The sequence below is a fragment of the Caballeronia telluris genome (genome assembly GCF_001544495.1).
In the GTDB taxonomy this organism is placed as follows: domain Bacteria; phylum Pseudomonadota; class Gammaproteobacteria; order Burkholderiales; family Burkholderiaceae; genus Caballeronia; species Caballeronia telluris.
In genome coordinates this window covers 1-20,449 of the sequence record NZ_FCNZ02000001.1, presented here as the reverse complement: position 1 = coordinate 20,449, position 20,449 = coordinate 1, and the positions used below count along the sequence as shown (strand labels likewise).

Genomic DNA, 20,449 nt, shown 5'->3' with positions numbered 1-20,449 from the left:
GCGTGCTTAGCCTGCACCGAGCCGCGCGCAACGCATCGCATGGCAAGCGTCACCAAGTCTTCGCTGGCATCGGCCGGACAAACCCTGCGCGGCGTCGCCGGCGCGCGCCGCACCCGGCGCATCTGCATCGGCCTGCTGATAGCGCTCGCCGTCATCGGGCTCCTCGGATTCTTCGCGGCGCCGCCGCTCATCCGGCACGTCGCCGAGCAGCAACTGAGCACGCAACTCGACCGTCCGGTGACGATCGGGCGCATCGCGCTCAATCCCTACACGCTCGAATTCGAGGCGGACCGCGTGCATATCGGCGAGTCGGCGGCGAACTTGAAGGGCGAAGCTTCCAGCGTCGCCAACGCCGCGAACTTCATCGACATCGAGCGGCTCATCGTGCGCACGTCGTGGTCGTCGGTGTTCCGGCTCGCGCCCATCGTCGACGAAGTGAAGATCGACTCGCCGCGTTTCGTCCTCGTGCGCTACGACGCCGAGCGTTTCAATTTCTCCGACCTGATCGCGAAGTTCTCGACGCCGTCGCCCGAACCGTCGAAAGGTCCGGCGCGCTTCTCGGTGTCGAACATCCGGCTGGAGAACGGCCGCATCGATTTCGACGACCGGCTGCTGAACGCGCGTCACGTGATCGACCGCTGGGCGCTTGGCATTCCGTTCATCGCCACGCTGCCGTCCGCCACCGATATTTTCGTGACGCCTTCGCTACAGGCGCACATCGACGGCTCGCCGCTTTCCATCAAGGGCCGCACCAAGCCGTTCGCGCAGTCGCGGGAGTCGGAAGTCGCGGTGACGCTCGACGGGCTCGACGTGCCGAAGGTCGCCTCCTACGCGCCCGCCTCGCTGCCGGTGGCGGTGAAGAGCGGCCAGCTTTCGACCGACCTGAACGTGCGCTTTTCGATTGCGGATGGCGCGCCCGCGATCCACATCGACGGCACCGCCGACCTCGCCGATCTCGCCGTGACCGACAGGCAGAACGCGCCGCTCGTGGCGGCGCGCGCGCTGCACGTGAAGATCGCCAATGCGGAGCCGCTGCGCAACCTGTACCGGATCGACGACCTGCGCATTTCGCAGCCGCAAGTGTCGGTCGAGCGCGACAAGTCGGGCGCGTTCAACTTCGCGAAGCTCGCGCCGCCCGCCAAACCGGAAGCGCCGGCGCCGAAGGACGCGAAGACGCCGGAGCAGGCCGCGCCGCCGCTCGATCTCGCGGTGAAGCATCTTGCAATCGACGGCGGGCGGATCGCGCTGGACGACCGTCTGCTGGCAGAGCGCACGCAGGACACGCTGTCGAACCTGCAAGTCACCGTCGACGATTTCTCGACGCTCGCGAAGACGCCCGCGCGCTACACGCTCAAGACGGCGCTCGGCAAGGGCGGCACGCTCGATGCGTCGGGCAGCTTCACGCTCGCCGCGAAGACCGCCGACCTGAAACTCGCCGTCGATGCCATCGCGTTGCCGCCGTTCCAGCCGTACATCGACAACGCGCTGGCCGCGCGCGTCACCGACGGGTCGCTCGGCGCGAACCTGCCGCTTTCCGTCGACTGGTCGAAGCCGGAACCCGCCATCCAGATCGGCGCGGGCGACGTGACGCTCAAGTCGCTCAAACTCGTGCCGAAGTCGAATGCGGCGCCGGTCGCGCTGGCGTCGGCGGTCGCGAAGATCCAGAAAGTCGATGTCGGCGCGCGCACGGCCGCCATCGACAGCGTGCAGTTGAGCGGCCTTTCCGTCGACGCCACGCGCAGGAAGGACGGCACGATCGACCTCGCTGCGCTCGGCGGCCCGCACGAGGCGGCGCCCGAGCCGAGCGCCACGCGCAAGATCCAGAAAGCGCAGGCGGCGGGGCCGGCGTGGCGCTATCAGATCGGCCAGATCGCGCTCGCCGATTCGAGCGCGAACTTCACCGACGAAACCACGACGCAGCCCGTCAAGCTGCATGTCGCGCCGCTGAACGTGAACGTGAGGCAAGCGAGCGAGGACCTCTCGAAGCCGCTCGCCGTCGACGGCAAGCTCACGTTGAACGGCAAGGGCGCGCTCGGCGTGGGCGGCACGGTGACGGTGAATCCGCTGAAAGTGGCGCTGCACGTCGATGGCAATCAGGTCGATGCCGCCGCGTTCGTGCCGTATTTCGGCGACAAGCTCAACGTCGCGATCACAAGCGCGCTCGTGAACGCGAACGGCGACGTCGCGATGGCGGGCAGCGGGCGCGACCTGAAGGCGTCGTACAAGGGCGACGTGTCGCTCGCCAACGTGCGCATGATCGACAAGGCGAGCTCCGACCCGTTCGCCGGCTGGAAACTGCTCGGCCTCGCGAACGTCAAGGCCGACTACAGCGAGCGGGGCACGGACGTCGAGGCGGCGCGCGTCGTGTTCGCGAACTTCTACGGGCGCGTGATTCTCAACGCGCAGGGCAAGCTGAACCTGCGCGACGTGGTCGCGAGCCGCAGCGGGCCCGCGCAATCCGTCACGCGCGAGAAGGACGCGCCCGCCGAAGCCTCGGCGCCGGCGCCGGCCAGCGCGCCGCAGACCGTGACCGCCGCGAGCGGCCCCGAGAGTCCGGTGAACCTGCGCTTCGGGCAGCTCGTGTTGCAGAACGGGCGCGTCACCTACACCGACAACTTCATCAAGCCGAATTACACCGCGAACCTGGTGGGCATCACCGGGACGATTGGCGCATTTGGCACGCACTCGACCACGCCCGCGCCGGTCGATGTCGCCGCGAAGCTGGCCGCGAACGGGCCGGTGTCGATCAAGGGACAGGTGAATCCGCTCATCAAGAAGCCGTCGCTCGATTTGACGGCGAGCGCGCACGATGTCGAGTTGACCAACCTCACACCGTATTCGTCGAAATATGCGGGTTATCCGATCACGAAAGGCAAGCTGAACGTCGATCTGCACTACATGCTCGCGGACGATCAGCTCACCGCGAACAATCACCTGTTCATCGACCAGCTGACGTTCGGCGATCACGTCGACAACCCGAGCGCCACCAAACTGCCGGTGCGCCTTGCGGTGTCGCTGCTGAAGAACTCGCGCGGCGAAATCGACGTGAACATTCCGATTTCCGGGTCGCTGTCGAACCCCGAGTTTTCGATCGGCGGGCTCGTCTGGCAGGCCATCGTCAATCTCGTGCAGAAAGCCGTGACCGCGCCGTTCACGCTGCTCGCGCACGCGTTCGGCGGCAATGGCGAGGAACTGGGTTACGTCGAATTCGATCCCGGCTCGGACGACCTGACCGACGCCACGAAGAAAAAGCTCGACACGATCGCAAAGGCGCTCGCCGACAAGCCTTCGATCAGGCTCGATCTGTCGGCGCGCGTGGACCCGGCGGTCGACGGTCCGGCGCTGCGGGCCGCGTATGTCGAGCGGCAGGTGCGGATCGCGAAGCTGCGCGATCAGGCGAGCGGCGGCGCGAGCGTCGATCCGTCGACGATGAAAGTGTCGGGCGACGAATACAGCAAGTATCTGGCGAAGGTTTACAAGTCGGCGGACTTCAAGAAGCCGCGCAACATGATCGGGCTAACCAAGACGCTGCCGGACGAGGAAATGAAGAAGGCGCTCGCCGAAAATGCGCCGGTCGACGACGCCGCGCTCAGGGCGCTCGCGCAGAGCCGCGCGGCGGCGGTGCAGGAATACTTCGACGGCAAGATCGACAGCAAGCGGATCTTCGTCGTCGCGCCGAAGATGGACACCGACGGCATCAAGGACAAGGGCGCTGCCACGCGAGTGGACTTCGGATTGAAGTCATAGGGTTGCGCCGTCGCCCGTATGCGCCGGTACGGGCGACAGCCGCTTTCAGTGCGCGCCGGCCGCCGCGCCGCCGCCTCCGCCTTTGGCGCGCTTGGTAATCCAGATCAGCGGAATGATCGCGAGGAAGATCACCGCCGAGGCAAAGAAAATGTCGTTGAGCCCCATCATCGCCGCTTGCGTGCTGACGTTGAAGTTGAACACGCCGCGCGCCTGCGCGTCGTTCACGTTGAGCACGGTTTGCGATGTGCCGAGCGATTGCAGGAACGTCGGGTTATAGACATTCGCCTGCTCGGTGAGCCGTTCGTGGTGCAGCGCGATCCGGTTGTCCCACGCATTGCCGAACAGCGACGTGCCCACCGCGCCGCAAAACACCCGCGCGAAATTCGACAGCCCGGCTGCCGCCGGAATCTTGGAAGGCGGCAAGCCCGACAGCACGATCGACGTGAGCGGCACGAAGAAGAGCGCCATCGGAATGCCTTGCAAGAGCGTCGGCAAGACGAGATGCCACGTGTCGATCTCGATCACGTACTTCGAACGCATATAGAACACGATGGCAAAGCCGACGAACGCCATCGTCGCGATCACGCGCGCGTCGCTGCGCGGCAGCACCTTGCCCATCACCGGCGCGAGGATCACCGCGAAGATGCCGAGCGGCGCCGTGACGAGGCCCGCGTCCACCGAGCGGTAATTCAGATACTGTTGCATCCATTGCGGCAACAGCACGAGATTGCCGAAAAAGACGCCATACGCGACCGAAATCGCCACCGTCCCGCCAAAGAAATTGCGCCCGGCGAAGAGCCGCAAATCGACGACCGGATTTTCGTCCGTCAATTCCCATACGACGAAGAACGCAAACGCGATCACCGCGACGATCCCAAGCGCGACGATCACCGGCGATGAAAACCAGTCAAGGTCGCGGCCCTTGTCGAGCATGACCTGAAGCGACGCCACCCACGCGACGAGCAGCGCGAGCCCGACCGTGTCGATGGGGGCCTTCTTCGTCGGCGATTCTCGCGTGCGGTAGATGATCCACGTCACCGCCGCAGCGAAGAGGCCGACCGGGATGTTGATGTAGAAGATCCACGACCACGAATAGCTGTCGGTGATCCAGCCGCCGAGCGCCGGACCCGCGATCGGGCCGACCGTCGCGGTCATCGCCCAGAGCGAGAGCGCCATCGACGACTTCTCCTTCGGATACGAACCGAGCAGGATTGCCTGCGAAAGCGGAATCAGCGGCCCGGCGACCGCGCCTTGCAGCACGCGCGCGACGAGCAGCACCGGCAGGTTCGGCGCGAGCCCGCACAGCCACGACGAAATCACGAACAGGAGAATGGCGCCGACAAAGAGCTTGATCTGGCCGATGCGCTGCGTGAGCCAGCCGGTGAGCGGAATGGAGACGGCGTTGGACGCCGCGAACACGGTGATGACCCAGGTGCCTTCGTTGACCGATACGCCGAGGTTGCCGGAGATCGTCGGAATCGCGACGTTGGCAATCGACGAGTCCAGCACGTTCATGAAGGTGGCGAGCGCCACCGCGAAGGTCGCGAGGACGAGCTGGCCGCCTTGGAGCGGGGGCGGTGGTGTGGCTTGCGTTTGCACGGATTTTCCCTATGTCGGTATGGCCGAGGGGAACAGCCTGGGGAGCAGCTTTGTTGACGTGGGGGAATCCGTTCACCCACCACTCCCCGCACGGCGCGACGAGGGAAAAGCATAACCCGTCCGCGTAAAGGACGTGATGGATCGTTCATCCCATGCTGTCATTTTTACGTCGGGACAGATCAGGTCCGATCCTGCTTTCTGAAATATGACGGATTGCCCGTTCAGTCGATGGCTTGACGGACTGCTCATTCACAGCACGGAGGACGCAATGGGGCAGGACCGAAGGACCGGGACTACAGGAACGAGTACCGGCGCGATCACGCGTCCGAGGCGCAGAAGAAGGACCGCGCCACGCTGCACGAAGGAGCGCAGGCTTCGGCCTGCCGCCGCTGGGCGAACACACCGACGCCATCCTGCGCGAGCTCGGCTACGAAAGCTCGCAGATCCAGGCGTTACGCGAAGCCGGCACCATCTAACCCTCTCACGCGATCACCATGATGACCGATCATCCGAGCCGGACGCTCGCTACCTTCGCGGCATCCATTCATTTCGATGATATTCCGCAGCACGTCGTGGAGCGCACGGTGAACCTGTATGTCGACTGGCTTGGATCGACGCTGGGAGGCAAGGGCGCACGGCCGAGCAGGCTTGGGCCGAACGCGTTCTGCGGGCGTTGGACGCAAGCGGCGGTGCGGTGGTGGCTATAGACGGAAAGATGGCCGATATGCCCGTGATCTTGAAGGCGCGACGAATTGTGGGCGCGCACTGAGGAAGGCCGGGCGATCACACGACCGGCGACTGGCTCATCGATTTGATTTGAGAGCGATGAAAGGGGCGAAACGCGATAATGCCTAAACTCGAGGCACTCCGCTTTTTAACGCGCGCAAGATAGTTCGCAGGGGGTATTTGTATCAGGCATGGCCGCGCCGTTAAGGCTTGACGACTAGGCTTGGAACACCAGACAAAATTGCGCAACGATAGGATAGCTAACGAAACGGCGAAGCGACGCTACGGCGCCAGACGCGGACGCAGTGTTGTACCGGCATCGTCGTCATCGGCCTCGGCCGGTCCTGCAATCGCTCTGAGTTATTCACGGATGTGTCATATAGCGCGCAGTTGATCGAGCGGCATATCGAACGAAATTCATCATTCTCGATCCAGCCACGGACCCGGCTCGCATTGCCGCGCTCGCGGCCGCGTTGGTCGCGCCGGGCAGCGTCTACTGGCTGATGCGACAGCGCGACGATCCCGTCTGACTACGTACTTTCGCTCCGATCACTGATCACTTACGGGTTCTTGCTCGATCGTCGCGCGGCGGCGGGCGATCCCGCTTAACGCCCGCGAGCTACGTAACGTCCGTAACCCGTTCCTTATGTACCCGCTCCTTTTCGATGCCTTGGCCGCTGCGCCGTGTGCATCGGGCCTAAGCCGAATTTGTGGCGACGACGATGCAGGGCCTGCTCACATGCATATAACAAAGCCAACTTAGCGTAGACGGAAACTGAACGCTAATATTCGACCGTCACCACTTAGAGCCCCGCCTCCTTGGAGAACCGCGCACCATGGAGCAACTTCCTCGTTTTTCACAGTTGCAATGTCTTCGCTGCCACTCGATCGGCGCGTCGCGCACGGACGGGGCCGTGAGGTCGGCGCAGTGGATCTGCTGTGTCATCCCGGCCGACCGGACCACCGCGCATGCGAGCACCGTTGGCGCCAGCGCGCGCGCCCGCCAGCAAATGAGCGTCAGTGCGCCGTTCATCGCAATCGTGCCGGCGTGGGCTCGCATCGAACTGGAGCACGACGACGATCCGCGCGGTCTTGTCATCGCGCTCGATTCGGCCAGGCTGCGGGACACCGCTCGGAAGGCGCTCGGCAGAACGGCTTGCAATATCCCGTGCTGGTTCAAGGCGTGGGATCCTTTCCTGCGCGAAGCGGCCGGCACGCTTACTGTGTTGCGCTCCGGAAATAGATTCGACCCCGTGTGCCTCGCCTCGTACGCCGACGTGATCGCACTTCATCTTGCCTGCAGGTACGGGCGCAACGCCGATATGGGCGGCGCGGGTACGAGTCTTTCCCAGACCAAGCTAAGCGTCGTGGAACGTTTCATACATGAGCACATTGCGGAGAACATCCAGATCGAGCACCTCGCCGCGCTTCTGCACATGAGCGCGTCGCATTTTGCGCGAGCTTTCAAAAACGCGACCGGGCATCCGCCGCACTTCTACCTGACAACCGAAAGGTTGAGGTTAGCGCAGTCGATGCTTTCGGAAGGGAGCCTCCCGCTGATCGATGTCGCTGCACGCGCGGGCTTTCAGACTCAGCAGCACTTTACCGAGGTGTTTCATCGATATACGGGTTGCACGCCCCGCGCTTTCCGCCTTGCGCATCAACTCCCGACGAGCCGGTGATGCTCTCAAGAATCGATCCGCGGGCAGCCGACAAGCGCAGAATTCCGACACCTCTGGGCAAGAACCCGAAAGAAGCGCGTGGGTTGCGGATGTAGGCTTAACGAATATGCGCCGCCTAAGAATTGCGCGCGGTGTATTAGCCGGATACCGGCAATCCGACCGAGGAACCCAACGATGGACGAACTGCTCGGACGCGCATGGTGGATGCTCGCGCTGCGTGGCGCCGCGGGAATCCTATTCGGCCTCCTGGCGCTCCTCTGGCCTGGCCTCACGCTGCTGCTTCTGGTTGCGATGTTCGCAGCGTATGCACTCATCGGCGGCGTCGCGGCGGTCAGCGCGGCGATCCGACATCGTTCGATGCACACCGACTGGTGGATCCCCTTGCTGCTCGGCCTGTGCACGATCGCTGCGGGCCTGATTGCCGTCGCGGCGCCGGGCGTCACGGCCTTCGTGCTGATCGCCGTGATGGGCGCGAACGCCATCGTCACCGGAGTGCTCGACCTCATCGCCTGGGTCCGGCTGAAAAGGCGCGGCCGCACACAGTGGCTGCTGTTCTTCATCGGCATCTTGTCGGTGTTGTTCGGCATCGTCGTGCTGGTCGTTCCGGGTGCTGGAGCGCTCGCCCTCGTCTGGATGATCGGCACCTACGCGATCGTGACCGGCGCGCTTCTGCTCGTCCTTGGCCTCGGCGCACGGAACTGGCGCAGCGCCGTCCTTCGCGACAAGCAAAACACGCCGCTGCACTCGTGAGCGCGTCCTGCGCGCGGTGTCCTGTATCCCGTTGGGCATTCTGGAGAACGCCATGAAGACTAACCTCACATCGGCCGCAAGGCTGTCGACACTCTTGCTTGCGCTATGCGCTGGTGGCTTAGCGGGCGGCGACGCAACCGCGCAGGATGCGCCCGTCGCCGGCAAGGCGACGCTCGGCGTGACCGTCACCGAAGCGCAACTGGTCGCAACGGGCTGGCGCGCATCGAAGATCATCCATACGGACGTCTACAACGAAAAGAACGAAAAGATAGGCCGCGTCGACGACCTGATTGTCGCACCCAATGGCTCGCTGTCGGCCGCGATTATCGACGTGGGCGGCTTTCTCGGGATGGCGGCGCACCGCGTCGCCATCCCCATTCAACAGTTCAAGCAGATGGCGCCGAAGGCAATCTTGGTCGGCGCAAACAAGGACGCACTGAAAAAACTGCCGGAGTTCGAATATGCCAAGGGCTGACATCGGCCGCGAACGCCGGGGCACGACTCACTAAGATTCGGGCTGCTTTGGCGGCTCATTGAGACAAGGAGCATAGCAATGCTATTGGACCTCGATAAGTGGAATCCCTTCCGTTTCCTGCGCAAGAGCCCCGAAGAAAAAAGCGCGGGCGCGAAGCTGAACGCCACGCCCGCCGCCTCACAGCAAGCCCCCGCGCCGTCGACCCCGGATGCGGCCGCGTCCGCATGGCCGGCATCGTTCGAAGCGGCGCGCTGGCCACTGCCCGATCCCCTGCATCTTCTCACCGATCTGATACGCGATCCGTTCGGCGGGATGGGACCGCTCGGCAACTGGTTCGGCGACTTCAGTCCCAGCCGCTTCCAGCCGCGCCTCGACGTGGTCGACGACGGCGACGCACTGCGGATCGTGGCCGAGTTGCCAGGTCTGTCGCGTGAGGACGTAGAGCTCGAAGTCGTCGAGGACATGCTGGTGCTGACCGGCGACAAGCGCATCGAATCGAAGAGCGACGAGAAGGGCTGCTACCGAGTGGAGCGGGCGTTCGGACAGTTCCAGCGCGCGATTCCGCTTCCCTCCGGCGTCGATCTCGAACGCGCCGAAGCGAAGTTCGAGAACGGCGTACTCACCGTGCGGCTACCCAAAGCGGCCAATGAACCCGCGGCGAAGCGCCGCCTCGAGATCAAATAGCGCGACTGCGTACAGAGACATCGTGGACAGCTCGTCAGCTTTCGTCGCCTCGGCGGTATCGTGCGTGAAGCCGTCGAAGACAGGATCGCGGAACTGGGCGAGCATCGTTTCAAGCGGCACCTGCGGTGCTTCGCAACGAATCTCGTCAGGCTGTGGCCCGTGACGAGAAGGATGCGAGACGCATGGGCGACAAGTATCGCGTGAAGCTGCGGTTCGCGCTGCGGAGCACGACCCTCAAGATCCCTCGCCTTCAACCATCCCCTGCTCCCCACGGAGGACATCATGGCTACTTGCAGCATTTGCGGCAAACCGGCGACCTCGCAGATCACGATCACCGAGAACGGCCAGCGCCGTCAGTTGACCCTGTGCGACGAGCACTACATGCAGTTCATGGCCCGCAACCAGCGCAGCCTCTCGCCGCTCGAATCGCTCTTTCACGGCGGCCTCTTCGAAAGTCTCTTCGACGACATGTGGTCGCCGCTCGAAGGCAGGCGCGGCGGCTGGCAGCCTCTCGGCGAGGCCGACGAGACGCGCGCGAGTGCTGGAGAAGGCGGGGGCGGCGGCGAGGCGGGGGGCGAACGCGAGCGGCGTCCCGGCGGCCGGCCGCGTCGGCATCGGCGAGCGCGCGAAGCGGTCGACCTGCAGACGTTCCTGAGCGAGAGCGGCCTGGAGCGCTTGCAGGCGGCCGCGCAAAAGGCGGTCGAGTTCGGCAAGTCGGAAGTCGATACCGAGCATCTGCTGCTCGCACTCGCCGACAACAACGTGGTGCAGGAGATTCTGCGCGAATTCAAGCTCGATCCTGAAGAGATCAAGAAGAACATCGATCAGAACGCACCGCGCGGCACCCGCGCCGAAAAGACGGACGAGGAACGCATCGGCGTATCGCCGCGCGCGAAAAGCGCGCTTGAAAATGCGCTCACCGCGTCGCGGGAACTCGGCCACAGCTACGTCGGACCGGAGCACATCCTGATCGGGCTCGTGGAAGAGGAAGACGGCTTCGCGGGCGAGCTGTTGCGCAAGTACGGGCTATCGTCGCATGCGCTACGGCAGAGGACGGTCAAGGTGGTCGGCAAGGGCGCCGAGGAAGGCACCGTCGAGGGCCGCTCCACCACGCCGACGCTCGACAAGTACGCGCGCGATCTGAGCGATCTTGCACGGCGCGGCAAGCTCGATCCGGTGATTGGCCGCGACAAGGAAATCGAAACGACTATCGAAGTCCTTGCGCGTCGGCGCAAGAACAATCCGGTGCTGATCGGCGAACCGGGCGTCGGCAAAACGGCGATCGTCGAAGGTCTCGCGCAGCGGATCGCCCAGGACCAGGTGCCAGAAGTGCTGCGCGGCAAGCGCGTCGTCGAGTTGAATATCAACAGCGTGGTGGCGGGGGCAAAGTATCGCGGCGAGTTCGAAGAGCGCGTGAAGCAGGTGCTCGATGAGATCGTCGAGAACCAGGACCGGTTGATCGTCTTCATCGATGAACTGCATACGATCGTCGGTGCCGGTCAGGGCGGCGGCGAAGGCGGGCTCGATATCGGCAACATCTTCAAGCCGGCGCTCGCGCGTGGCGAACTGCATCTGGTGGGCGCCACGACGCTCAACGAATACCAGAAGTACATCGAAAAGGACTCCGCGCTTGAGCGGCGCTTCCAGCCGGTGAACGTACCCGAGCCGAGCGTCGCGGAAACCATCGAAATCCTGCGTGGACTGCGTGACCGGCTTGAAGCGCATCACAAGGTCAAGATCACCGAGGAAGCCATCGCGGCGGCGGCGAAGCTGTCGGACCGCTATATCGCCGCGCGCTTCCTGCCGGACAAGGCCATCGACCTGCTCGACCAGGCGGCCGCTCGCGTGCGCATCTCGTCGAATTCCCGGCCGACGCAACTGCGCGACATCGAGGCGACCATCCGCCGCACGCGCCAGGAACAGGACTCGGCAAGCGCCGCCAAGCGGTTCGACAAGGCGAAGGAACTGGAAGACAAGCTCGTCTCCGAACAGAAGCGCCTGAGCGATGCGACCGAAGCGTGGAAGAAGGAACGCGGCACCAGTTCTCAAGAGGTGACGGCGGAGGACATCGCGCAGATCGTGGCGTCGCTCACCGGCGTGCCGGTGTCCGAACTCACCGCTGAGGACCGCGAGAAGCTGCTGCGTCTCGAAGACCGCCTGAAGGAACGTGTGGTCGGCCAGGACGAGGCGGTCAGCGCCGTCGCGAAGGCGGTCCGACTGTCACGCGCCGGCCTCACCGAAGGCGGCAAGCCGACCGCGAGCTTCCTTTTTCTCGGACCGACCGGCGTGGGCAAGACCGAACTCGCCAAAGCGCTCGCCGCCTCGGTGTTCGGCGACGAGAACGCGCTGGTGCGAATCGACATGAGCGAGTACTCCGAGCGGCATACCGTAGCGCGGCTGGTGGGCGCGCCTCCGGGCTATGTCGGCTATGAGGAAGGCGGCCAGTTGACCGAGCGGGTGCGGCGCCGCCCGTATAGCGTGGTGCTGCTCGACGAGATCGAAAAGGCGCATTCGGAGGTGCACAACATCCTGCTGCAGCTTTTCGACGAAGGCCGCCTCACCGACGGCAAGGGCCGTCTCGTCGATTTCACGAACACGATCATCATCGCGACGAGCAATATCGGTTCGCAGATGATCCAGGACAACGTGCGCTCCGACAAGAAGCAGCTCGACTACCCGGCGCTGCGCGACCGTTTGATGGAAGTACTGCGGCATCACTTCAGGCCCGAGTTCCTGAACCGGGTTGATGAAGTCGTCGTGTTCCATGCGCTCGGCAAGGAGCAGATTCGCCGCATCGTCGATCTGCAACTCGCGCGCGTGCAGCGCACTGCGGCCGGGCAAAACATCGAGTTGTCGTTCGACGATTCATTGCGTAATCATCTCGCGGAGATCGGCTATGACCCCGAGTTCGGCGCACGCATGCTCAAGCGCAAGATCCGGGCGGAAGTGGAATCGCAACTCGCCGATGCGCTGCTGCGGGGCGACGTTCGCGACGGTGACACGGTCACAATGACCTACGACTCGGGTGCGAATGCCGTGCGTGTGCAGAAGCAGTCCGCCGATGCGCAAGCGGCACGCCATGCGAAGCAGAAACCGGCGCATGCGTGATGGAAGGCTTTAAGGCGATACCGCTTGTGCGGCTTGCCGGTGTGATTTGACGCCGACGCTTCGATGCGTCTATGGCAGCGCTTTTCGGGCCGCGTCAAGAACAGAAGGAGCGAATTTATGCCTGATACGGAAATCGCGCCCGGGGAAGCCCGGCAACACGACGGACCAACGCCGCTGCGTAAGCTCTTCGAACCCCTAAAGGTGGGACCGCACAACCTGCGTCATCGTGTCGTGATGGCGCCGCTTACGCGTTCGCGCGCGAGCCGACCAGGCAACATACCATCGCAGCTCAACGCCTGTTATTACGCGCAGCGCGCGGCGGCCGCGCTCATCATCAGTGAGGCGACGCAGGTGTCGATGCAAGGACAGGGCTATGCGTGGACGCCTGGGATCCATAGTCGCGAACAAGTCGAAGGCTGGCGGCTCGTGGCGGACGCCGTGCACGAGGCGGGCGGTTTGATGTTCATGCAACTCTGGCACGTCGGACGCATATCGCACCCCTCCTTGCAGCCCGATGAAATGTTGCCCGTTGCGCCCTCCGCGGTCCAGCCGAAAGCGGAGGCGTTCATCGAGAACGAGCGCGGCGAAGGTGTCGTTGCTCCCTGCATCACGCCTCGCGCGCTGCAGGTCGAAGAGATGCCGTATCTCGTGCGCCAATACTTCAGGGGTGCGCGCAACGCAAAGGCTGCCGGCATGGACGGCGTCGAAGTGCACGGAGCGAACGGATATCTGCTCGACCAGTTTCTGTCGTCCGGCACGAACCGCCGCCCGGACGAATACGGCGGATCGAGCGAGCGTCGGGCCAAGCTGCTATTCGAGGTGATCGAAACGGTTTGCGAAGTGTGGGGGCCGGAAAAGGTCGGGGTACGGCTCTCTCCTCTTGGCGCCTTCAACGACATGCACGACGACGATCCCGAGGCGACCTTTTCTTACGTTATCGAGAAGCTCAATCGATACCGGCTGGCCTATTTGCACATCGTCAATCCCGCGCTAGCGGCGACCGGTGAGGATGTCGCTTTCATACAGCGCGCGAAACGCATGAGCGAGATGATACGCCGCACCTATCGTGGTGTATTGATGGTCGCGGGCGGGTTCGACGGCGGCAGTGCGGAGAAATGGCTTGAGGACGGCAACGCAGACCTGATCGCGTTCGGACGCTTGTTCATCGCCAATCCCGACCTGCCGGAACGCCTGCGGTTGCACGCTCCGCTCAATTCGCCGGATCCGTCCACGTTCTACGGAGGCGGCGAGCGCGGCTATACCGACTATCCATCGCTCGCGCAGGAGCGCGGGGAGACGCCACGGTCCGTCATCGATGGGCGTTGGAGATGACCGTCGCTGACTGCCGCGCTTGCTGGCGTCAGGCGGCGATTCGGGCAGGCACGCATGTAAAACTGGAGGAAGCGATGAAAGCTGTCGTCTATAGAGGGCCGCGCGATGTCAGCGTGGAAAACGTGCCTGATCCCAAGATCGAGCGGCCGACTGATGCGATCGTGCAGATCAGAAGCACCAATATCTGCGGTTCGGATCTGCATATGTTCGAAGGCAGGACCGACTTCGAGACAGGGAGGGTTTTCGGACACGAGAACCTCGGCCAGATCAAGGAAGTGGGGCCGGCCGTTGAGCGCCTTAAAGTCGGGGACTGGGTCTGCATGCCATTCAATATCAGCTGTGGCCATTGCCGGAATTGCGAAAAGGGACTAACCGCATTCTGCCTGACCGCCAATCCTCAGCCGGGCATGGCAGGCGCCGCCTTCGGCTTCGCCGACATGGGACCTTATCAGGGCGGACAGGCGGAATACCTGCGCGTTCCCTGGGCCGATTTCAACTGCCTGAAGCTGCCTCCCGATGCCGAGGAAAAGCAGAGCGACTATGTGATGGTTGCCGATATCTTTCCGACCGGCTGGCATGCCACCGAGCTTGCTGGCATGCGGCCGGGCGATGCCGTCGTCATTTACGGCTCGGGTCCCGTGGGGCTGATGGCCGCGCATGCAGCGATGATCAAGGGCGCCTGCAATGTGATGGTCGTCGATCGCCATCCCGACCGGCTCCAGCTGGCGGAATCAATAGGCGCGGTCGCCATCGACGATTCGAAGTGCAATCCGGTCGATCGCGTCATGGAGCTTACCCATGGCCTGGGCGCCGATGTCGGCTGCGAGTGCGTCGGCTACCAATGCCATGATCCCGCCGGACAGGAGATTCCGAATCTGACCATGAACAATCTCGTCCAATCGGTGAAGTTCACCGGCGGCATTGGTGTGGTCGGCGTATTCACGCCGCAGGATCCCGGCGCATCCGATGACCTGGCTAAGAAAGGTGAGATCGTGTTCGACTGGGGGATGTGCTGGTTTAAGGGCCAGCATATCGCCACCGGGCAGTGCAATGTCAAAGCCTATAACCGCCAGCTGCGCGACCTGATTCATGCCGGTAGGGCGAAGCCCTCGTTTATCGTTTCACATGAGATCGAACTGAGCAAGGCGCCGGAGGCCTACCAGCACTTCGACTCGCGTGACCAAGGCTGGACGAAAGTAATCCTGAAGCCTGGAGGATGAGAGCATTTCTCATGAGCTTGATGTGGATACCGCCGGCAACCTGGGTTCAAAGACCGGTTTCATCGACCCGGTCGCCGCTTTTTACCGGACCCGTGCGAGCCGCCTGTTCAGTCACTATCCTGACGCGCGAGCGAGGGAGGCAGACGAATGTCGAAGACCGTTCAAACCGCTGAGCAGATTCGCGACGAATTGGAGAACCGTTTGGCGAACATGGCCGCTGACGTGCCGGGGGCTTTGCGCGTGCGCATACCGCTACCAGAGCGACATCCGCCCGACGCTTCCGGCCGTAACTGGAACATAGTGCCGCTTAATGACCTCGGCGCAGATTGCGTACATCACGTCCAGAAAGTGATCGAAGACATGCGTACTGAGTTCGCGCTTCCGGATTGAAGAGGCTCATGTAAATCCATCTTTGAACATCGAGCAACGAGATTGTGGTACGGGCAGAACAGAAGCGCTCCGACGCGGGGCAGGCGAAGATGAGTGTCCGTCATGCCGATAAGCCGGAAGGCGCACGACTGATGGGATGGAACCTTCAGCAGCAAGCCGACAAATCCCGGCAGGATCGCGAAAGACGCCGCGCTACGATGCTTTTACGATGCAAGGATATAGCCAACCGCTGTTATTTAGCGGCGGGCTGCCTGCTCGTGTAATGCATGAAACGAAAGACACTCCTGAACGTCCTCAAAGGCGGATCTTCATGGTCAGGATCTATGGACGCATGCGCAGCGCCAACGGCTACGCGATACGCGACTTCCTGCATCGCTGCGACATACCGTTTGAATGGATCGAACTTAGCAGCGATAAAGAAGCGGAGGAACTGGCGCACGTACAGCATCTTTCCGATTCGCGCTTGCCGGTCTGCGTCTTTCACGACGGCACGCGGCTCGAATGTCCCACCATCCGGCAAATTACCGAGAAGCTGGGCTGGTTTGCGAGTCCATCCCGCGAGGCCTACGATCTGGCGATCTACGGCGCAGGACCGGCGGGATTGAGCGCGGCGGTGTACGGAGCATCGGAGGGGCTGCACACCGTACTGGTGGAGCGTTGGGCAGTGGGCGGCCAGGCAGGCAGCAGTTCTAAAATCGAGAACTATCTGGGCTTTCCACAGGGCGTGAGCGGCGCGGAGCTGGCAGAACGCGCGCGCATCCAGGCCGTTAAGTTCGGCGCGGACATCCTGATGGCGCGCGCCGGCGTGCGCGCGGAATTTCCGCCCGGCCAGGGCATCGTGTATCTCGAGGATGGCACACGTATTACGGCGCGCACGTCGATCTGCGCGACCGGCGTGGCATATCGCACGCTCGGCGTGGAAGGTGAAGAGCGCTTTTTCGGCGCGGGCCTTTATTACGGCGCCGGCGCGAGTGAGGCGGTGCTGATCCAAGGCGAAGACGTCTATGTGGTGGGCGGCGGCAATTCGGCGGGACAGGCCGCCATGCATTTTTCGCAGTCCGCCAACCGCGTCTATATGCTCGTGCGCGGCGCATCGCTTAAGAACACGCTGTCCCAATACCTGGTGGATCGCATCACGTCGGCGCCGAACATTGAAATTTGCACGAGCACTGAAGTTACCGCGCTCGCAGGCAGTGACATGTTGCAGGAAATCACGCTGACCGATGTGCACACCGGTCGGCGACGGACGGTAAAGACGAATTGGCTATTCGTCTGCATTGGTGGCGTGCCCCAGACCGAATGGGCGCAGGAGGTTGGTATTGTCCGCGATGAAGGCGGCTATCTTGTAACCGGTCCCGACCTGCAGGAATATCGGTCGAACCTGAGATGGCCGCTTGAGCGCGCGCCGCTACATCTGGAGACCTCTGTGCCTGGCGTGTTCGCAGCGGGCGACGTGCGTCACGCGTCGATCAAGCGTGTTGCGTCGGCAGTCGGCGAGGGGGCTATGGCGGTCGCGCTGGTGCATCGCTATTTAAATAGCGCGTGAGCGTAAGCGCAACCTTGATCCGCACGTCTGCGCGCACCTATACGAGGAGTACGATCATGACCCCTGGTTGCGCGCATTTAGGCGAGGCCCGCATTCTCCACACGCCCATCGACTATTGCGAGGAATGCATCAAGCTTCGCCAGCCGTGGGTCCATTTGAGGCTTTGTCTTTCTTGCGGACACGTCGGCTGTTGCGATTCGTCGCCCAACCGGCATGCAAGCAAGCATTTTCACGCGACCGGCCATCCGCTGGTGCGGTCAATCGAACCCGGCGAAACGTGGATCTGGTGCTATCGCGACGAGATCGTCGTAGGCGAACTTGAATCGTGACAACACGACGCCCGCGTGAAGCGGGTCGCCAGATCGGCCCCCGACGTGGCCGTGCTCGACATTCGAGCAGCAACAGGTGATAGCGATTTGGGCAGTGTAGCCGTCGGCTTGCACCGAGGGCTCTTGACCATCAATCACCTTAAGTCCGGTCAGTGGAACAGACATCCTCTCTCGCTTCAGCATCGATGCCCGGATCAGGTCCATGTCGCGCTTCATCGGTCAGTCACGACCGCGCCGGATAATCTCGTCGCGATACCGCTTTTTGAGCTGCTGAACCATCGATTCCACCAGTTCATTGCCCTGATAGGGCGAGGCCTTCTGATCGATGGTCGCTTCAATCTGCACGATGGCCGCCTGCACACTCGCTTGGTCGCCCCGCACGACGGTGACGTGCGCGAGTTCCCCGCCCAGCGCCTGGAAGGCGCGGGATGCTTCCTCAAGCTGCCGGGTCAGCGTGCCCAGACCGTCAATCTCGTTCATCGTTTTGCCTCCTGTTTATATTTGACAAAAGAGGTAATCCTATTCGCGTATCGATAGGGTTTACCTTATTTAAGTAAACGCTTCCAGTGCCGATAGTAACCGTTTACTTGTGAACAAAACATGGGCAGGATGTTCGAACTCGGCGTAAGACCGGTTTGGGCTTAGAGGTCGGTAGAGAAAATCACGTGAACACGGCACAACCTGCTGCAGGCCAGCCCAAAACAGGGCGCGCGGACCAGTGCGTTTTTAGGGATGGCGAAATGCAGCAGCGCGCGAGCAGGCAAGTAGTGCGACGGCTGGCGGAGTTTGGCGACTTAGTGCTGGGTGACAAGCCGGGTGATGCCTATGCCTAAGCGGCTTTACCGAACGTCAGCGCGCCTGTCGTTGCTCCTGTGCGTCGTCTGCGGCGCGGCGGTCATGCTCGCGGCCATCCTTTTCAGCGAACACCAGGCGAAGGTACAGATAGCCGACCATGAGCAATTGATCGGTGACGATTTGGTTGAATCGGTCGACCGGATTCTGGACAGCGTCAGTTCGCGACGTCGGAATGGCCTTGCTGCGCTCGCCGGTAAACCGTGCAGCCAGGTCGCGGCGCCGCTGGCCAATCTGGAAACCTATCTGCGGTATGTCCGCGCCGTCACGCTGGTATCCGGCGACCGTCTTTATTGCTCTTCCGCCCTTGGACCCATCGACCTTCCCCTGTCGGATTATCCGCTCTCGGTGAGCAGTGGCGACAGCATCGGTCTTCTCGCCCAGACACGGTACCAACCAGGGGTCCCGGTGCTTGTCATTTTTAATCGGACGGCCCCCGGTAAGGGTGTGCTGTCGATTGTCGAAGGTGAATATCTCGCCGATGCGCTTGCGCACGGTGTCCGATACGGCGCGCAGATTGCGTCGATATCGGTGAGGGATACGGGGCGTATCGATGCCCGTGGAGCCTTCATGCCAGCTTCGACGCCGCTCGCTGCATACGCGACGCGCGCGGCATCGCGTAATTGGCCGTTCGCCATCCTGGTGTCGTCCTCCGATGGTTTCATTTCAGGCATGCGCTGGAAGTACCGAATCGCGGGCCTGGCTGTCGGCCTGCTGCTTGACGGCCTGATCGCAGCGACCTACCTGCTCACTTTTGCCCCGCGGCGACTGCTGCTGAATGCAGTGGGTCAGGCGCTTCGGCGCAACGAATTCCATGTTGTGTACCAGCCGATTATCGAGACTGCCAGCCGCGCAGTGGTTGGCGTCGAGGCGTTGCTGAGGTGGCAACACCCAAAATGGGGCGCGATAAATCCGGCCTCATTCATGGGGGAAGTGGAAGCGAGCGAGTTGCTTGGGCCGGTTACGCAATTCGTGATGGAAACAGCAGTTGCCGAGATGGGCCAGCGACCGCCCGCGATGCCCCTGCGCATCGCAGTCAATGTTGCAGCTCGCGACCTGCAACGCAAGGGCTTCGTCGCCCAGGTCGAAGCCCTGACCGCCCAGCTGCCAACGGGTGTCAGTCTCGTTCTCGAACTGACCGAGCGGTTTCTGCTTGGCAAGAGCGCACACACGGCAGCCGTCTTCAACGCACTCAAGGCCATAGGAGTCAGTTTTGCGATCGACGACTTTGGTACCGAGCACAGCAATCTGGATCTGCTTGGTCGCTTCCAGTTCGACTATGTAAAGATTGACCGTCAGTTCGTGAATCAGGTCGACACGGGTGACGCCGAACTCCTTAGGGGCATCGTCTCAGTCGCGAAGCACTACGGGTTACAGGTCATCGCGGAAGGGGTTGAGACGGAATCCCAGCACGCCAGGTTGCTGGCAGCGGGAGTGCCATTCGCACAAGGGTACCTTTATCAGCGGCCCGTGGCAGCCGGACAGATTGCGCCACTGTGCCAACACGAGGCGACTGCCTAGTGGCGAGTCTATGGCGAACCCTTGCGCCCCGAAAACGAGGGTAACAGAGCGGACGTTCCATCGCGAAGATTAGTACATCAAGAGCATTCAGTACATCGCCCTTCACTTGTCTGGACCGGCGCCGACGCTCGCTCGACTCCAAGAAACCGTGCGTCATCGCTCACCAGCCGAAGGGGTCGCGTGCGCGCGCCATGCCTCGCAAGCACTGCGCATCGGCTTCATGCGGTACGTCCATTGCTGGCAGAACGGATGCCGTGCAAGAGCCGCGCTGTTGCGCTTGCCGGCCAAGCTCCCCTTATCGGCGACCTGGAGGCAACATGAAAGCGCTCAGATGGCATGGCAAGAAGGACATTCGATGCGATACGGTGCCGGACCCCACTATTGAGCATCCGCGCGACGCGATCGTCAAAATCACGTCGTGCGCGATCTGCGGCTCGGATCTACATCTCTACGACGGCTTTATGCCCGGCATGGAAGCCGGCGACATC

Annotated in this window: 15 protein-coding genes and 4 pseudogenes; 16 read left to right on the top strand and 3 right to left on the bottom strand. The window is 62.7% G+C overall.

All coding sequences use genetic code 11. From position 1 onward, the window contains the following. Window positions 1–39: 39 nt before the first annotated feature. Window positions 40–3,747, top strand: coding sequence for a DUF748 domain-containing protein (locus tag AWB66_RS00090; RefSeq protein WP_087628232.1), 3,708 nt, complete (start codon window positions 40–42; stop codon window positions 3,745–3,747). A gap of 45 nt (window positions 3,748–3,792) precedes the next feature. On the opposite strand, the gene AWB66_RS00085 is transcribed toward AWB66_RS00090, so the two are convergent. Continuing rightward, window positions 3,793–5,346: a DHA2 family efflux MFS transporter permease subunit gene (locus AWB66_RS00085; RefSeq protein ID WP_087628231.1), complete on the bottom strand. Its 1,554-nt coding sequence runs from the start codon at window positions 5,344–5,346 to the stop codon at window positions 3,793–3,795. A 497-nt stretch (window positions 5,347–5,843) separates the two neighbouring features. Here AWB66_RS00085 and AWB66_RS00080 point away from each other — a divergent pair. From AWB66_RS00080 to AWB66_RS00025, 13 genes and pseudogenes are all read left to right on the top strand, one after another. Further along, window positions 5,844–5,987 (top strand): annotated as a pseudogene (locus tag AWB66_RS00080) (MmgE/PrpD family protein); the annotation flags it as partial. Next, window positions 5,984–6,115 (top strand): annotated as a pseudogene (locus AWB66_RS34170) (CoA ester lyase); the annotation flags it as partial. The pseudogenes AWB66_RS00080 and AWB66_RS34170, both read left to right, overlap by 4 nt. A 358-nt stretch (window positions 6,116–6,473) precedes the next feature. After that, window positions 6,474–6,602, top strand: a pseudogene (locus AWB66_RS34165) (phosphate-starvation-inducible PsiE family protein); the annotation flags it as partial. A 306-nt stretch (window positions 6,603–6,908) separates the two neighbouring features. Next, complete coding sequence (locus tag AWB66_RS00070) at window positions 6,909–7,754, top strand: helix-turn-helix domain-containing protein (RefSeq protein WP_087628229.1); 846 nt, start codon at window positions 6,909–6,911, stop codon at window positions 7,752–7,754. Between the two features lie 174 nt (window positions 7,755–7,928). Continuing rightward, window positions 7,929–8,504: an HdeD family acid-resistance protein gene (locus AWB66_RS00065; RefSeq protein ID WP_087628228.1), complete on the top strand. Its 576-nt coding sequence runs from the start codon at window positions 7,929–7,931 to the stop codon at window positions 8,502–8,504. Between the two features lie 52 nt (window positions 8,505–8,556). After that, on the top strand, window positions 8,557–8,979 hold the full coding sequence (locus AWB66_RS00060) for a PRC-barrel domain-containing protein (protein WP_087628227.1): 423 nt from the start codon (window positions 8,557–8,559) through the stop codon (window positions 8,977–8,979). Window positions 8,980–9,057: 78 nt separating this feature from the next. After that, entirely contained in the window at window positions 9,058–9,663 is a 606-nt protein-coding gene (locus AWB66_RS00055) for an Hsp20/alpha crystallin family protein (RefSeq protein ID WP_087628226.1), read from the top strand. A gap of 282 nt (window positions 9,664–9,945) precedes the next feature. Next, a complete protein-coding gene (locus AWB66_RS00050) occupies window positions 9,946–12,771 on the top strand; it encodes an ATP-dependent Clp protease ATP-binding subunit (RefSeq protein WP_087628225.1) in 2,826 nt (941 codons plus the stop codon). Between the two features lie 117 nt (window positions 12,772–12,888). Next, entirely contained in the window at window positions 12,889–14,103 is a 1,215-nt protein-coding gene (locus AWB66_RS00045; RefSeq protein ID WP_200818894.1) for an alkene reductase, read from the top strand. Between the two features lie 74 nt (window positions 14,104–14,177). Further along, window positions 14,178–15,323: a glutathione-independent formaldehyde dehydrogenase gene (locus AWB66_RS00040; protein ID WP_087628747.1), complete on the top strand. Its 1,146-nt coding sequence runs from the start codon at window positions 14,178–14,180 to the stop codon at window positions 15,321–15,323. A gap of 147 nt (window positions 15,324–15,470) precedes the next feature. Continuing rightward, window positions 15,471–15,713 (top strand): hypothetical protein, encoded by a 243-nt coding sequence (locus AWB66_RS00035; protein ID WP_087628224.1) that lies wholly within the window; start codon window positions 15,471–15,473, stop codon window positions 15,711–15,713. A gap of 136 nt (window positions 15,714–15,849) precedes the next feature. Next, complete coding sequence (locus AWB66_RS00030; protein ID WP_327353196.1) at window positions 15,850–17,259, top strand: NAD(P)/FAD-dependent oxidoreductase; 1,410 nt, start codon at window positions 15,850–15,852, stop codon at window positions 17,257–17,259. 56 nt (window positions 17,260–17,315) lie between these two features. Continuing rightward, on the top strand, window positions 17,316–17,588 hold the full coding sequence (locus AWB66_RS00025; RefSeq protein ID WP_087628222.1) for a UBP-type zinc finger domain-containing protein: 273 nt from the start codon (window positions 17,316–17,318) through the stop codon (window positions 17,586–17,588). On the opposite strand, the gene AWB66_RS33920 is transcribed toward AWB66_RS00025, so the two are convergent. Both AWB66_RS33920 and AWB66_RS00020 read right to left on the bottom strand, forming a co-directional pair. Further along, complete coding sequence (locus AWB66_RS33920; protein ID WP_200818915.1) at window positions 17,517–17,792, bottom strand: hypothetical protein; 276 nt, start codon at window positions 17,790–17,792, stop codon at window positions 17,517–17,519. The two genes, AWB66_RS00025 and AWB66_RS33920, sit on opposite strands and share 72 nt — an antisense overlap. Window positions 17,793–17,807: 15 nt before the next feature. Further along, window positions 17,808–18,068, bottom strand: a complete 261-nt coding sequence (locus AWB66_RS00020; RefSeq protein WP_087628221.1) for a hypothetical protein — start codon at window positions 18,066–18,068, stop codon at window positions 17,808–17,810. 345 nt (window positions 18,069–18,413) lie between these two features. Between AWB66_RS00020 and AWB66_RS00010 the strand changes: the two genes are divergently transcribed. Both AWB66_RS00010 and AWB66_RS00005 read left to right on the top strand, forming a co-directional pair. Further along, on the top strand, window positions 18,414–19,961 hold the full coding sequence (locus tag AWB66_RS00010) for an EAL domain-containing protein (RefSeq protein ID WP_087628219.1): 1,548 nt from the start codon (window positions 18,414–18,416) through the stop codon (window positions 19,959–19,961). Window positions 19,962–20,278: 317 nt separating this feature from the next. Continuing rightward, a pseudogene (locus AWB66_RS00005) lies at window positions 20,279–20,449 on the top strand (alcohol dehydrogenase catalytic domain-containing protein); the annotation flags it as partial.